This is a genomic window from Gardnerella piotii (assembly GCF_049815665.1).
Taxonomy (GTDB): domain Bacteria; phylum Actinomycetota; class Actinomycetes; order Actinomycetales; family Bifidobacteriaceae; genus Bifidobacterium; species Bifidobacterium piotii.
Genome location: NZ_CP187450.1, coordinates 1,306,241 through 1,320,923 on the forward strand (window position 1 = coordinate 1,306,241; position 14,683 = coordinate 1,320,923).

At 45.5% G+C, this 14,683-nt stretch carries 11 protein-coding genes and 1 tRNA gene; 4 read left to right on the plus strand and 8 right to left on the minus strand.

The features are described from left to right. Positions 1 to 42 precede the first annotated feature (42 nt). A complete protein-coding gene (locus tag ACPEIW_RS05335) occupies positions 43 to 1,497 on the minus strand; it encodes a bifunctional folylpolyglutamate synthase/dihydrofolate synthase (protein WP_032839658.1) in 1,455 nt (484 codons plus the stop codon). Between the two features lie 445 nt (positions 1,498 to 1,942). On the opposite strand from ACPEIW_RS05335, the gene ACPEIW_RS05340 reads away from it, so the two are divergent. Next, positions 1,943 to 2,659 carry an ECF transporter S component gene (locus ACPEIW_RS05340; RefSeq protein WP_018637535.1) on the plus strand — a complete coding sequence of 239 codons (717 nt, stop codon included), beginning with the start codon at positions 1,943 to 1,945 and terminating at the stop codon, positions 2,657 to 2,659. Between the two features lie 147 nt (positions 2,660 to 2,806). After that, a tRNA-Ile gene (locus tag ACPEIW_RS05345) sits at positions 2,807 to 2,880 on the plus strand. A 90-nt stretch (positions 2,881 to 2,970) separates the two neighbouring features. Here the strand turns inward: ACPEIW_RS05345 and ACPEIW_RS05350 are convergent. The 6 genes from ACPEIW_RS05350 to ACPEIW_RS05375 form a co-directional block, all read right to left on the minus strand. Then, complete coding sequence (locus ACPEIW_RS05350; RefSeq protein ID WP_116286070.1) at positions 2,971 to 3,270, minus strand: hypothetical protein; 300 nt, start codon at positions 3,268 to 3,270, stop codon at positions 2,971 to 2,973. Positions 3,271 to 3,295: 25 nt separating this feature from the next. Then, positions 3,296 to 4,192 carry a carbohydrate kinase family protein gene (locus ACPEIW_RS05355; RefSeq protein ID WP_004132728.1) on the minus strand — a complete coding sequence of 299 codons (897 nt, stop codon included), beginning with the start codon at positions 4,190 to 4,192 and terminating at the stop codon, positions 3,296 to 3,298. Positions 4,193 to 4,490: 298 nt separating this feature from the next. Further along, positions 4,491 to 6,071: an aminopeptidase P family protein gene (locus ACPEIW_RS05360; protein ID WP_425664439.1), complete on the minus strand. Its 1,581-nt coding sequence runs from the start codon at positions 6,069 to 6,071 to the stop codon at positions 4,491 to 4,493. A gap of 679 nt (positions 6,072 to 6,750) precedes the next feature. Further along, positions 6,751 to 9,363, minus strand: coding sequence for an aminopeptidase N (gene pepN / locus ACPEIW_RS05365; RefSeq protein ID WP_425663492.1), 2,613 nt, complete (start codon positions 9,361 to 9,363; stop codon positions 6,751 to 6,753). 115 nt (positions 9,364 to 9,478) lie between these two features. Then, positions 9,479 to 11,434 (minus strand): ribonuclease J, encoded by a 1,956-nt coding sequence (locus ACPEIW_RS05370; RefSeq protein ID WP_425663494.1) that lies wholly within the window; start codon positions 11,432 to 11,434, stop codon positions 9,479 to 9,481. A 194-nt stretch (positions 11,435 to 11,628) separates the two neighbouring features. After that, complete coding sequence (locus tag ACPEIW_RS05375; protein WP_016636386.1) at positions 11,629 to 11,772, minus strand: hypothetical protein; 144 nt, start codon at positions 11,770 to 11,772, stop codon at positions 11,629 to 11,631. 362 nt (positions 11,773 to 12,134) lie between these two features. Here ACPEIW_RS05375 and ACPEIW_RS05380 point away from each other — a divergent pair, with 362 nt between their 5' ends. After that, on the plus strand, positions 12,135 to 13,526 hold the full coding sequence (locus ACPEIW_RS05380) for an MFS transporter (RefSeq protein ID WP_119529382.1): 1,392 nt from the start codon (positions 12,135 to 12,137) through the stop codon (positions 13,524 to 13,526). A gap of 311 nt (positions 13,527 to 13,837) precedes the next feature. On the opposite strand, the gene ACPEIW_RS05385 is transcribed toward ACPEIW_RS05380, so the two are convergent. After that, the gene (locus ACPEIW_RS05385; protein WP_004132743.1) at positions 13,838 to 14,518 is read right to left on the minus strand and encodes a GNAT family N-acetyltransferase; all 681 of its coding nucleotides are present in this window, start codon (positions 14,516 to 14,518) and stop codon (positions 13,838 to 13,840) included. On the opposite strand from ACPEIW_RS05385, the gene ACPEIW_RS05390 reads away from it, so the two are divergent. After that, the gene (locus tag ACPEIW_RS05390) at positions 14,497 to 14,676 is read left to right on the plus strand and encodes a pentapeptide repeat-containing protein (protein ID WP_425664441.1); all 180 of its coding nucleotides are present in this window, start codon (positions 14,497 to 14,499) and stop codon (positions 14,674 to 14,676) included. The two genes, ACPEIW_RS05385 and ACPEIW_RS05390, sit on opposite strands and share 22 nt — an antisense overlap. Positions 14,677 to 14,683: the final 7 nt, after the last annotated feature.

Sequence of the window (14,683 nt, forward strand, 5' to 3'; positions counted from 1 at the left end):
TTAGCTAGCAACTCTTTAGCTCAAGTCAATCCGTAGCTAAAGTCATTCCGCAAGATTTGGATGAACGTTAGCGCGTTGATCTTTTGGCTTCTTTAAGTCTGGATTAACGCGCTCAATCAGCATAGTGCGCGCATCTCCTGCTGTAACAAAGCTACCGCAAATCAGCACTCCGTGACCATACCCAACTCCAAGCTCATCGTCTTCGTCAACAAGATTCACTGCCGTTTGAATAGCGTCTGGAAGATCGTCAACGCGAATCACGCGATCTTTACCAAACACGCCAATCGCAATCTTCTCTAGGTCTTTAGGGTCCATCACGCGGTCGCGCCAAGAGTTACGCGTAACAATAATCTTAGTTAAAATCGGCTCAAGAACACCTAAATATTCTTCAACTTGCTTATCTGCCATCATTGCCACAACGCCAATAAGCTGCTCAAAATTATAGTTTTCTTCGATTGTTTTACGAAGAGACTCAGCAGCATTAACATTGTGGCCGCCGTCAATAATAATCGTTGGAGAAGTGCGAACTTGCTCAATTCGGCCAGGAACCTTAACTTGACTCAAAGCCTCGGCAACCAAATCGCCGTCTAAAGCGCCATTTACAGGCAGAACAACCTCCGCAGCAGCAAGCGCCGCCAAAGCATTATGCGACTGATGCACACCAAACTTATCTATTGGAACATCTTCATAAGTGCCATTTGGAGTTCGCAAAGTGGCAACTTGACCGCCAACAGCTGGAGTTCGCGAAACAACCTCCAGCTCACCACTGCCGTCACTAAAATCACGCAAAAGCTTGGCATTATTGCGATTTGCCACCTCTTGAATAATCGGCAAAACTTGCGATTCGTGTGGCTGCGGCCCCAAAATCACAGTGCAATTTGGCTTAATAATCCCAGCCTTTGTGCGCGCAATCTCTTCAACCGTGTTTCCAAGCCATTGCATGTGGTCCATGTCTACAGGGCCAATAATCGCAGCATCCGCGTTCATAACATTAGTGGCGTCCCATTCGCCGCCCATGCCAACTTCCATCACAGCAACATCTACAGGAGCGTCAGCAAAAGCCCAAATCGCCATAGCTGTAAGCACTTCAAAAAAGCTCATGCGCGGCTTGCCATCAGCATCCATGCGAGCGTCAACCATGTTTATAATGTCTTTCATTTGATCGAACACGTCAACAAACTGGTCATCGCTAATCTCTTGGCCGTCAATCATAATTCGCTCATTTACGCGTTGCAAATGCGGCGAAGTGTAAAGACCCGTGCGCAAACCGTACGCGCGGCAAATCGCCTCCGCCATGCGCGCCGTGGAGCCTTTGCCATTTGTGCCAGTAATGTGAATCACGTGCATAGACTGCTCTGGATGCCCCAAAATATCAAGAATTAAGCGCATTCTATCTAAATCAAGATTTGTCTTGTTATGCTCTGGAGCGCGGCTCATAATATCTCGCTCAACGTCAACAATTCGCTCATTGGTGCGATTTGGATGTTCCATCGACATTTTGTGCTCCCCTATTTTTGATTTACGTTTTCGGATTTACGTTTCGCTCATTTTTCCAACTATCTAGATTAATAACTGTAGTGTTTTTGTACCTGTTTTACGGCGTGTCGTGGTACAAAACGCGTAAAACAACTCCGCACTTTGTACCACATTCCACCCAAATCACGTACAAACTCGGGAGATATCGCTCGCGCGCTACGCTTCTCAAGCGAAAAGGCAGGTCGTCGCGCGAACATGTTTGCTTGCGTTGAATAATCGGTTTTATAGCGCGTTATAGATTTCTGCAATAATCAAAAACGTTACAAATCGCACAAAACTAGCGCATAAAGGCGTGTTAGTGGCGATTAAATGGTAAAGTACACGTTGGCGTTTCTGCCCAGGCTGCGTAGGTCGAGAAACGCTCAAAGAAATTACAATGCGCAGCAATCAATAGTTAGGAACACTAATGAGTGATATTCTAAACAACGAATCCGCAAACAATCAAAGCGAAGAAAACGCACAATACTCCGCACAATCCGAAACTCCAATAACCGATAAGGCTCGTGCAAACGCAAATCCTGCACCAACAACAATCGCAAGTCTTAAATGGCGCGTTGCAGATATATCGCTCGGCGCCGCTCTAGCCGCCTTGTTTGGCATAATCTACTGGGGCTTTACCATTGTGTTCTTCTCACAAATCTCCCCTATTTTGCGCACGGTTTTGCCTGGATTTGGCAGCATTTTGCACGGCGTTTGGTACCTTTCTGGCCCACTTGCTCTTCTTTTAATCCGCAAGCCTGGTGCTGCGATTTACGTAAACGTTGTTGGCGCCGTGTTTGAGAACATTCTTGGCCAGCAATACTCTGCGTTTATGGTTCTTGCTTCCGCTGCTTTGCAAGCCGTGTTTAGCGAGCTTCCTTTTGCTATTGCTCGCTACAAAAAGTACAATCTTACTTTAAGCGTAATTTCTGGCACGCTTACCGCTCTTGAATATGGCATTTACTTAATGTTTGTGGTTTACCAGGGCAAGAGCGCAAACTATCTTACAATTCACATGATTTGCGAGCTTATAAGCGGCTTTGTGATTGCAGGCATTGTTCCTTGGCTTCTATTCGTTGCAGTTCGTAAGACTGGAGCTTTAAGCAATTTTGCTTCTGGAAGAGACCAAGAAGTAGTAGCGTAGCTATTTGCTCTAAAGCTGCTTGCGACTTGTCTTGCGCGCACTCATGCGCTTTGCGTGCTAAACAACACGTTAATCGTAGTGTGTTAAACAGCGTGTTAAACGTTTATGGGTGTGTGCTAATCTAGTCGTTGCTAACTTTATTAGCGTGGGGCTTTAGCTCAGTCGGTTAGAGCAACGGACTCATAATCCGTCGGTCCAGGGTTCAAGCCCCTGAGGCCCCACTAAATGATCGCCTTAATGGCGTATAAAAAAGCTTCAACTCGTTTGATTCTAGGAATTACCTAATTAATCTTACAAGTTGAAGCTTTTATTTATATTCTTTGCATTCCGCGGTAGAAAGTATCTCGAATAACTTGACTGCGATTAATTCCTAATTTCTTAGCTTGTTCATCAATCCAATCTGTCCACGATTGAGGGAATCGTGCATTAATCGCAACAGTCTGTTCTCGTTTTTCCTCTACTCTTGGCCTTCCAGCTCTTAGGAGCCTTACGGCAGTATCAATGTCTGGCGCATCATCTGCTGCGCGCATAAACATTGCTTGAATCATCTGCTCGGATTCTTTGCCATCATAGTGCTTAGCCTTATTATCGTCCCAAACAAAATCAGCCATGAGCATACCTTTCTATTCTTGCAGCCTACAGTCCTGCTTTAGAAAGATAGTCTGGGATTTCGCTCGGGTACTCTGGCCACGCTCCTGCTTGAGTGCAAACATACGCAGCAGTGTTGATTGCAGCACGATGCGCGTCTTTAAGCGAATCGCCAGCTAAAATCCTTGCAGTAAACGTGCCAGAGAATGAGTCTCCAGCACCAACCGTATCGTTAACTTCCACATGAGGAGTTGGGTAGGTAGAGCTTTCGCCATTCTTAGTAAAGATTGCGCTAAAAGTAGATCCACCAGTCAAAATCACATAATCCAAACCATAGCGAGCTTGGAACCATTTGCAAGCCTCATTGTCGGAAGTTTCGCGAATATTGAACATATCTCTAAGAAGAAGCAGCTCGGAATCGTTAAGCTTAAAAACAGTTGCCTCTTTAAGAAGAGCGTCAATCAAATCCTTTGAATAATGATCGCTACGAATGTTTATGTCGAAGAACTTCATGGCGTTTGGCTTTGCATGCTTTAAAAGCTCCAAAACAGTATCGTGCGTTTCTTGCGATCTTAAGCTAAGAGTGCCAAAGCAAATCGCGTCTGCTTTGCTAACAAGATCCACAAGTTCGCGCGTATAAACAATATGATCCCACGCAATGTTCCGCACAATCGTGTACTCTGGAATGCCATTTCTAAGCGAAACATCTACCGTACTAGTTGGCCAAGCATTGCGCTGAATAACGTGCTTAATCCCTGCTTTTTCAACTTCTTCAACAAGTTCATTGCCAAGAGAATCTTCTCCAACAGCACTAATAACGTAGCTTTCTGCACCATTGCATTGCGCATGATACGCAAAGTTCGCTGGAGCACCTCCAACTCGTTTTCCTTGGGGAAGCAAATCCCACAGTAGTTCTCCAAGTGAAAGAACGATTGGCTTAGTCATTGTATTCCTTTCGAGAGTATCGATGATTTTGGCTGCGACTCGTTAATCAACATCTTTATTGCAACAAGTCACATAAATGCATAAAACACATAAATGTATAAAACGCATGAAACATATAAAGCATACGCAGCACACAAGCCACATAAGCCGCAATAAAGTAATGTTGTTATAACAACTAAGTGCTATAACAACATTATTGCGTAAAGATTAGATAATTAATTTAGATAGTCTTAGATGATTCTAAATAATCCCAGATAATCCTAAATAATCTTAGACAATCCGTTTAGATAGCAGCACACTATTTAGCAGCGCGCTGAGCCATCCAAGCTTCAACATCTTCGATTTGCTTAGGAATATCGATAGAAAGCCATTCAGGACCATTCTCCGTCATCAAAACATCATCTTCAATGCGGATTCCGATTCCGCGCATTTCTGGCGGAAGCATAAGATCATTGGCAGCAAAGTACAAGCCAGGCTCAATCGTGAAAATCATTCCTGGAGTAATCTTCGCACCCTGATAAGCCTCGTAGCGAGCTTGAGCGCAATCGTGAACATCTAGACCCAAGTGGTGAGCAACACCACACGCATGCCAGCGACGATGCTGCTGACCTTGCGGCGAAAGCGATTCCTCAACGCTAACCTTTAGAATGCCCCACTCGTGCAAATGCTCTGCAAGCACGCGCATGCAAGTGTGGTGAATATCGCTGTAAGTTGCGCCCGGCTTAGCTGCCTCAAAACCAGCTTGCTGTGCGTCTAGAACGCACTGGTAAAGCTTCTTTTGCAAATCCGTGAACTTGCCATTGGTTGGGAAAGTTCGCGTAATGTCTGCCGTGTAAAGGCTGTTGACTTCTACGCCTGCGTCGATAAGCAAAAGTTCGCCGTTAGAAACTACGCCAGTGTTGCGCATCCAGTGCAAAATTGGAGCGTGCTTGCCAGAAGCAACAATCGTATCGTAGCCAACTTCGTTTCCAACTTCTCGAGCAACGGAGTTAAAAGCGCCTTCAATCATGCGCTCAGAATGCTCCTTGCCCAAAGCTTGTGGCAAACGCGTAAGCATGCGGTCAAAGCCTAATTTTGTAGCAGCAATAGCTTTGCGCATTTCGCCAATCTCGTAAGCGTCTTTAAGCATACGAGCTTCGGCTGCTACTTCGTGCAACTTATCGTCTGCAGCAATATTTGCATCTTCGTCACTAAATCCGCTTGCTTCCCTTAGCGCATCTACGCGCGCAGTTAAATCAGCATCCGACTCGCGCACAATTCGCACGCGCACGCTTTCTGCAGCGCTATTATCGTCGCTAACGTTTTTTGCAATCGCATCGTCAAGCTCAGCAATATCGCGCGTTTCGATACCAGTCATAGCCTTAAGCTCTTTAAGTCCTGCGCGAGGGCCAACCCAGTATTCGCCGTAGTGCGGATCTTTGTAGAATGCTGCAGTGCTATTGTCTGCGCGAGGAGCCACAAAAAGCTGCGGAATGTGAGTTTTGCCAGCCGCTTCCTCATCGCTGCTTGCTTGCACTGGCTCAAGCACAAGCACAGCGCCTGCTTCGTAATCCTGACCCAAGCCAGTGTAATATGCGAAAGTCGTATCTGGTCTAAAAGCGTAGTCGCAATCGTTATTGCGCACTTTTGGCTGACCTGCTGGAATAACAAGGCGCTCACCTGGGAATCGCTTGCCAAGCGCTTCTAGACGCGCTGGCGTGTACTTTGAGGACTCAAGCGGTTCGATTTGTGGCTCCTGGTTATCCCAGCCGCTAGTCATAAACTCTTTGAAGGAATCGCTATTTGGACGCAAAGATCGATTGTTTACGCGGTCTTGCGCTTTTTGCGTACCATCCGCGTTTAGTTGCTCTCCATGTATTGTTGGCGTTGATTGATGCATATCTTCTGCCATCTTGCGACTCCTTGAGTTTAATCTTTAATCAACCTAACTTTAATTAGCTTAATCTTTAATCAACCTAATCTTTAATCAGCTTAGATTCAATATACATTTCCCTATTTTCTTATTAGGAATGTACATTGAAAATCGCTTGCGCGCTCTAAGTGCGCGAACGTCTTCGCCACGCAGAAGCAGTGCTTCTGCCTTTAGTGGCTCAGCGCTCCGAATTGCCTTCGCGCGCTACGCTTTGAGCGCTCAGGCAGGTCGTAGCGCAAGTGAGGTAGAGATTCGAGATTTTTCGCCGTGAAAGAGGCGAGCCTCAGCGCCGAAGGTGGTGACTCGCCGAGAGAGCAAGAAAAATCGAGAATCTCGGTGATGAAAGCTACGCAATTGTTCTAGACATTCAGAAGGTTTGATGTATTTCTCTACGAGCAATAAATAGCGCCAACCTGAAGCCTTAGAATATTAACGTTCATAAGCTATACGTAAAGGTGTTTCGCTCGCGCGGATTAGCCGCGCTCACGTCTTCGCAGCGCAGAAGCAGTGCTTCTGCCTTGAGCTGCTCAGCGCGCCAAATTGCCTTCGCGCGCTACGCTTTAAGCGCTCCGGCAGGTTGGCGCGCCTGCGAGGAGAGAAATACTCAAACCTCGCGCAACATCATAATAGGATATTACGCAAAAGACTAAAGCGAAGCGTTGTAATGCTGCACTTTAAGCGTACGGCGAGAAGAATCAAGCTTGCCGAGCACCATACGACGCAAAGCAAGGTCGGCATCCTTATGCTCATCAAGCCAGCTTTGCCCACGCTCAACCAACTCGTCCACATTTGCATAATTTGGATACAAGCCTTCAATCAAAGTTTCCGCCATATGGAATGTGCGATTCTTCCAAATCCACTCAACTTCCGCAAAGTAGCGTTCAACATAAGGCTTAACCAAATCACCTTTAGCAGTGCTTGCAAATCCAGCAACAACAGCACCCATTTGCATATTAGTTAAATCAAGATTGCGCAAAGCCTGTTCAAAAGCCCAATCCTTAGCTTCTGCAGTTGAGCGAGCCGCACGAGCCTGGTATGCGTATTCACGATTCTCGGTAGTATCGCGCTTTTTAAGTTCCGCGTCAATTCCAGCTTCGTCCAAAGCGTTCACGCCTGCGAGCGCAATAAGAATGCTCCAGCGCAAGTCGTTGTCGATTTCCAAGCCTTCTAAGCGCACAGAACCGTCAAGCAATCCGTTAGCGATTTGCACAAACTCACTATCTCCAACTTCGCCATATCCAAGATAAGCCTTTAGCAACTGGAATTGCTCGTCCGATCCTGCTTTAGCCGCCAAAGCCAACTGCCAGAGTTCGTGAGCAACATGCTTTGCAACTCCTGCTTGACGCTCAGGCACAACATAGTGGCTTGCAGTTACCTTTACTTGACCAAGAGCATAGCGGAAAGTAGTTGATTCGTGCTCTGTTGCCAAGGCCTTAAGGCTAAGTTCCACAAAGCGCTCTGCTGGGAATTCTGCGTCGCGAGTCATATCCCATAATGCAAGCCAAATAAGCGAGCGAGTCAAAGAATCCTTAAAGCGGTAGAGATTTTCGGCAGCAAACTCAAGCGACTTTTCGTCAAAACGCAACTTTGTGTAAGTCAAGTCGTCATCGTTTACAAGAATAAGCGCAGGCCTTTGCAATCCGCGCGCTTCCGCCACTTCCGTCACTTCGCCGTCAACATCTAGTTCGATTCGCTTTGTGCGCACAATTTCGCCACTTGCTTCGTCTACATTGTAGAATCCAACAGCCAAGCGATGCGCGCGCAAAACAGGGTGCTCAGCTGGAGCGCTCTGACGCAAACGCAAAGAAGCAATAGTGCCGTCAGCTGCTTCTTCGACTTCTGTAGAAATCGTGTTAATTCCAGCTTTTTCAAGCCATTGCGCGCTCCAAGCCTTAAGATCGCGGCCGCTTGTAAGCTCCAACTCGTGCAACAAATCAGCCAAAGTTGCATTGCTATAAGCGTGCTTGCTTAAGTAGTTGTGAATTCCTTCAAAGAACTTTTCGCGTCCAACATACGCTACAAGTTGCTTCAAAACAGAAGCACCCTTTGCGTAAGTAATGCCGTCGAAGTTGACGGAAGTGTCGTTCAAATCGTTGATTGGAGCCACGATTGGATGCGTTGTTGGAAGCTGATCTTGATTAAGCGCCCAACTCTTTTCGCCAGAATTAAACGTGCTCCAAGCGTCGTGCCATTCGGTTGCTTCAGCCGTTGCAAGCGTAGACGTAAACTCAGCAAAAGACTCGTTGAGCCAAAGATCGTTCCACCACTTCATAGTTACGTAGTCGCCGAACCACATGTGTGCAAGCTCGTGCAAAACTGTTACAACACGGCGCTCAGCGTATGCGTCCGTAACTTTGGATTCAAACACGTATTGGTCGCGAATTGTAACCATACCAATGTTTTCCATAGCGCCAGCGTTGTATTCTGGCACGTAAATCTGATCGTACTTTGCGTACGGATATGGCACTCCCCAAGTCTTAGCGTAGAAGGCAAAACCCTTCTTTGTAATATCGAACAAATAGTCAACGTCTTTTGCAAACGCGTCTTTAAGTGCTTGACGGCAGTACATTGCCATTGGAACTACGCGGCCGTCCTCGTTGTTGTAAGACGTGTGCCATTCGGCGTAAGGGCCTGCGCAAATCGCAGTTAAGTAGGAGCTCATTTTTGGAGTTGGCTCAAACACCCAGCGCTTCATACCTTCTACAGCGCCATTTTCCAAAGTGCCATCTTCCGTCTTGCGTCCTTCAATCGCAGTTTCGCTCTTAACTGGCATGTTGGAAGTAACAATCCAACTTTCTGGAGCATTCACACTAAAGTCAAAAACAGCCTTCAAATCTGGCTGGTCAAACACTGCATAAACTCGGCGAGCGTCTGGAACCTCAAATTGCGTGTAAAGGTAAACGTTGCCGTCGGAAGGATCAACGCTTCTGTGCAAGCCTTCGCCCGTGTTGGAATATTGGCAATTTGCTACGACTTCTACTGTGTTTTGCTCGGCCAAATTTGCAAGCTCGATGCGACTATCTGCAAAAACCTTAGAAACGTCAAGAGATTCGCCATTAAGCACAACGGATTCAACGCTGTTTGCAATCAAATCGAGGAAGCTTGTTCCACCAACTTTTGCACCAAACTCAATTTTTGTGTGCGACTTAAAATCGCGGCCACCCTTGCCTAAATCAAGTGCAACAGTGTAGTGAATTGGCATTTGGATAGCGCTAAAACGTTCCGCAGCTTCTACGCGAGTCAGATTTGCTCCTGGCATATTAACTTCCTTTTGTGTTTATTGTGTATTTACTTGTGTATTTATGGTGATTTTACTTTATTTATGATTTTTACGTGGCTCTTATCGCTTGACTAGTCCTTGACTAATCACTTGACTAATCCTTTTGCGCAAGATCCGCAACAACTGGCACAATCATTGGCTTTCTACGCAACGCGCGCGCAATCCAACTTCCAAGCGTTCTGCGCATAATCTGCTGCAACTTGTGCGTGTCTTTCTCGCCGTGCATCATGGCATCTTGAAGCTGGAAAACAATTTGAGATCGAACTTTTTCAAAATCAGACTCGTCTTCTGCAACAGCATTCAAGTAAATCTTTGGACCTGCTACAACATCTGCGCTATCTGTATTTACAACTACAAAACTAGACACAAAGCCTTCTGTGCCAAGGATTCTGCGCTTTTCCAGCTCTTCGTCGGTAAGCTCACCAACGGAATCGCCGTCAACATACACGTATCCGCATGGAACAGAGCCAACAACAGCGGCATTTCCGTGGTACAAGTCCACAACATCGCCATCTTCTGCCAAAACAACATTCTTAGGGTCCACGCCCGTTTTAACAGCAATCAAACCGTTTGCAACAAGATGCCTGTGTTCTCCGTGAATTGGCATAGCGCACTTTGGCTTAACAATGTTGTACAAATAGAGCAACTCGCCCTCATTGCAATGGCCAGAAACGTGAATCGCAGCATTGTCTTTGTTGATTACGCGAGCGCCCATTTGCACAAGCTTGTTAATAACCTTGTAAACTTCGTGCTCGTTTCCTGGAATTAAAGAGCTTGCAAGAATAACGGTATCAAACTCGTTAACTGTAATATCTTTGTGTATTCCGTCTGCGATTCGCCCAAGTGCTGCCATCGGCTCGCCTTGAGACCCCGTGCACATATACACAAGCTTGTCGTCTTGAATATCTTTTGCTTGCTTTAGATCTACAACAGTATTTTCTGGAATATGCAAGTAGCCAAGATCGGCCGCAATCGACATATTCCTAACCATTGATCGCCCAACAAACACCACTTTTCTGCCATACTTGTGCGCAGCATCTACCACTTGCTGAACGCGGTGAACGTGGCTAGAGAAGCTTGCTACGATTATCTTGCGCGATGCATTAGCAAACGCTTGATCCAAGGCTGGACCAATCGAAGTTTCTGGCTTAACAAATCCTGGAACCTCGGCGTTTGTGGAGTCTGCCATCAATAGGTCAATCCCTTGCTCGCCAAGCTTTCCAAATTCAACCAAATCGGTGATTCTATGGTCTAATGGAAGCTGATCTAGCTTAATATCTCCCGTATCTATAATCGTTCCTGCTGGCGTTTTTACACAAACAGCAAGAGCGTCTGGGATTGAATGCGTTACGCTAATAAACTCCAAATTGTATGGGCCAACTTTTAGCTTTGAGCGGCCTTCTACTTGAATTGTTTTTGGCTTAATCTTGTGTTCTTCGCACTTTGCTTCAACAAACGCAAGAGTGAGCTTAGACCCGATTAGCGGAATATCTGGGCGCATTTTAAGCAAATACGGCACGCCGCCAATGTGGTCTTCGTGGCCGTGCGTTAAAACTAGCGCGTCTACTTTATCTAGTCTGTTTTGAATGTAGTGGAAGTCTGGCAAAATCAGATCCACGCCTGGCTGCTCTTCTTCTGGGAACAATACGCCACAATCTATAAGCAAAATATGGCCGTTATATTCAATAACATTCATATTTCGGCCAATCTCACCCAAGCCGCCAAGCGGAACGATTCGCATTGACCCCTTGCGATACTTTGGAGGCGCAACAAGCGCGCCCTCTCGCTGATCGTTTACAACTGGTGGAAGCGCATTGTAAGTGGCTTTAGAGCTTTTAGTAGACTTAAATCCTTTAGATGCCCTACTCACCTTACTTGATTCAGAGTCTTTAGTTTTTTTAGTTTTTGTATTTTTATTTGTAGTTTTATTTTCTTTTTTCACAGTTTTTATTGACTTTTTATTGTTTATATCTGGGGATTGAGGAATTTTTACAGAGTCTACAATCTCTGCAAGAATCTCATCCGTCGATTGCGTCGTTGTATCACTCATCTGCTCTATTGTAGCGTTAAGCCTCAACGGATTTACAAAACTGCGACTTCGCGCGTGCAATAAAAACAGCAATCACAAAAATACCGTCTTAAAAGGCTGCCTTACAAGGATGTCTTAAAATGCCAACAAAAATGCCGCAAAAAATAAAAGTCGAAAATATTAAGCTAAATCTAGTGCTCTAGCACTCTAATACTCTAATGCTTGCCGTATTTTTTCCAAATCTTAATTCCAATACCAACAAGAACAACCACGATTGCAAAAATCATGGAGCCAAGTATTGCAGAACCCGATTGAGTGTTAGTAAATCCAGCTGCCGAGCAAATAAGTGAACCAAACATTTCTTGCCTTCCCAGTTTGTTTGAAACCTATAACACAATTCTACAATACTTTTCTTCAAAAGATAATCGCTATATGCAATCGCAAAAAATCGTAAAAACAATCACATCGCAATAGACGCGACTAATCTGCGGAATCGCTTTTCCGCATTTTGTACCACATTTGACCTAAAACACGTACAAAAAGCGGAACCAATTAACGCACTTTGTACCAAATTCCACCTAAAACACGTACAAAGTCGGGAAGAAACAAAACAACATCGGCAAACTTTGACGCCATAATGTAGACTAGAAAGACACTCAAAAATCAATCATGTTAATCATGTTAAACATGTTAAGCGCGTACAAATTTAAGGGAAGTGAATATGTCATCGAAATCGGCGCAGCCAAAGTCTTCGCCTATGTCAAACTACGTAAGATTGTTCTCTTTTGAAGGAACACGAGCGTTTTGCATATCTGGAGCAATAGCAAGGCTGCCTATTTCGATGATGGGCTTAGGAATTGTTCTGGCATTAAACCACATTTACAACAATTGGACAATTGCAGGCACAATGAGCGCAGCATACGTGCTATCGCAAGCAGCTGTAACGCCATTATACGCAAAGCTTTTTGATAGATTCGGCCAGCGAAAAGTGGGCGTAATCGCCCTAAGTGCGCAAGTTGTTTGCATGCTGTCGTTTGCCACCGCTGCACTTTTCCACATACCTTTGCCAATACTGTTTGCGCTTGCAATTTTAATGGGAGTTACACAATTTGCGTTCGGCGCGCTCGTTAGAACTCGCTGGGCATACACGCTTAAAAATCAAAGCGACGACACTTTGCTAAACGTTGCATACGCGCTGGAATCTGGAATTGACGAGATTGTGTTTATATTCGGACCAATTCTTGCTGCATGGCTTGCCACTAGCGTTCACCCTGTATCTCAGCTTTTTGTGCCAGTCCTAGCAAGCGGACTAGGCGGAGCATGGTTCTTATCGCTTAAAAACACGCAGCCAGCGGTTGTTAAAATCGTGCAAGTAGAAAGCGCACCCGCAAATGATGAAGATGTGCGAGTCGCGCTGGAAAATGGCCCTTACACAGCAAGTGAGGACTCATCGAAAAATGGCAAGAAACTAATCGCAAAAAATCTTAGAGATAGGCTTTCACTAAAACAGCTGAGGAACACAAATCGCAAAAACAAGCCAAAAAACGTGCTTCTATACCGCGGAATCATACCGCTTGTTGTTATGTTCCTTGTTTTTAACATGAGTTTTAGCGCCTTTGACGTATCTGTTACAGCAGCAATGCGCGCGCAAGGATTAGACAAACTGATTGGCTTGCAACTTGCGCTGTTTGCATGCGGGTCTTTAGTTGGAGCCGTTATTTTTGGCTCGCATAAATTCCGCGGCTCTAATTGGTCTCATCTAATCGTGTTTCTAAGCCTGCTTACCATTGGCTTTATTCTTATGAACATTAACATAGATAGACTTGTGCTTCTAAGCATTTTTGAGCTTTTAAGTGGATTATGCGTTTCGCCGATTTTTGCAACTGGAAACCTTATTGTTAAAGACACAATTCCCGAGCATTCGCTTACTGAAGGATTATCGTGGCTTCCAACAGCATCCGCGACTGGCGCCTCGCTTGGATCCATGGTTGCGGGATTTGCGATTGACGCGTGGAGTTCGCGCGGAGGAATGATGGTTCCGTGGATTTCTACGCTTGTTGCGATTCCAATCGCGTCAATTGGGTGGATTATTGTAACGCGCAAGCGCAGTTAATAGCGCAAGCATTCTTCCGCATTTTGTACGCGCGACGACCTGCCTGAGCACTTAGAGCGTAGCGTGCGAGGGCAATTCGGAGCGCTGAGCCGCTCAGCGCAGAAGCATTGCTTCTGCGCTGCAAAGCGCTTTGACTGAGCTTGAAATTGCATAACGCATTTCAAGCTCCTTCAAAGCGTGATTTGGCTCAAATGTAAAGTCCAGTGGACTTTACATGCCAAATCAGCCGAGCGGCTACTAATAGCCGCGAGGAATAGCGCGCTTAGGCCGCGCGAACGATTGGTCAAATTTGGTACAAAAAGCGGAGTTAATCAACGCGACTGATGCGTGCGTCTTGTGCGGTTTACAAACGGCTCGCCCGAGTATATGTACAAGTCCTCAACAAGGTCTTTTACGCGATCCGCATACTTTTCGTGATCTTTTTTAGCCCACGTAGCATCTCGCCTAAGCCCGTGATAATCGTAAAAACTAACATCGCAAGCCGTATCTGTGTGCAAAAAGTAGCGATTCACTCCGCGGCTGCGCAAATGTTGCATTGTGCGCTTCCACAATCCGCCCCCGACTCCGTGCCCGCGAGCGTCTGGAGAAACAATAAAAAGCTCCAACTCTGCCTGCGTTAAGTCGTTAATATGGCTCATCGCCTCTAACTTGCGCTCAATCTGCCCCATGCCAATCGCAGAATCTAACGCTTTTGCGTGCAAAGAATCGCCTTTGCTAGACATCTTCGCTTCTTGCTCTTCTAGCATCTTCTGCACTTGCTTAAACAGCACTTTATCTCCGTACACGCGCGCAAGAAGCAGCCCCATAAATTTGCCGTTTATTGTTGCAACAGTTCCGTAAGTAGAAGGCTCCAAATAGTGCAGCACAAATCGCCTAGAAAGATTGCGCGAAGCGTCTGCTCCAACAGCATTCGCAATCCCCCATGTGCGCTCGTATTCTTCTACGATTGCGTCAATGTCGTTAATTTTAACTGGACGAAACTCAACCGTCATTTTTTCCTTCTTTTACTTTTACTAACTTTACTTTTACTAACTTTACTTTTACTAACTTTACTTTTACTAACTTTACTTTTACTAACTTTACTTTTACTAACTTTACTTTTACTAACTTTACTTTTACTAACTTAAATCGGCTTATGCTCTACTTTTAGATTACCA

Excerpts from the sequence above, each read along its gene's own strand:
- ACPEIW_RS05335 (WP_032839658.1), bottom strand. The coding sequence starts at position 1,497 with ATGTCGATGGAACATCCAAATCGCACCAATGAGCGAATTGTTGACGTT.
- ACPEIW_RS05340 (WP_018637535.1), top strand. The coding sequence starts at position 1,943 with ATGAGTGATATTCTAAACAACGAATCCGCAAACAATCAAAGCGAAGAA.
- ACPEIW_RS05350 (WP_116286070.1), bottom strand. The coding sequence starts at position 3,270 with ATGGCTGATTTTGTTTGGGACGATAATAAGGCTAAGCACTATGATGGC.
- ACPEIW_RS05355 (WP_004132728.1), bottom strand. The coding sequence starts at position 4,192 with ATGACTAAGCCAATCGTTCTTTCACTTGGAGAACTACTGTGGGATTTG.
- ACPEIW_RS05360 (WP_425664439.1), bottom strand. The coding sequence starts at position 6,071 with ATGCATCAATCAACGCCAACAATACATGGAGAGCAACTAAACGCGGAT.
- pepN (WP_425663492.1), bottom strand. The coding sequence starts at position 9,363 with ATGCCAGGAGCAAATCTGACTCGCGTAGAAGCTGCGGAACGTTTTAGC.
- ACPEIW_RS05370 (WP_425663494.1), bottom strand. The coding sequence starts at position 11,434 with ATGAGTGATACAACGACGCAATCGACGGATGAGATTCTTGCAGAGATT.
- ACPEIW_RS05375 (WP_016636386.1), bottom strand. The coding sequence starts at position 11,772 with ATGTTTGGTTCACTTATTTGCTCGGCAGCTGGATTTACTAACACTCAA.
- ACPEIW_RS05380 (WP_119529382.1), top strand. The coding sequence starts at position 12,135 with ATGTCATCGAAATCGGCGCAGCCAAAGTCTTCGCCTATGTCAAACTAC.
- ACPEIW_RS05385 (WP_004132743.1), bottom strand. The coding sequence starts at position 14,518 with ATGACGGTTGAGTTTCGTCCAGTTAAAATTAACGACATTGACGCAATC.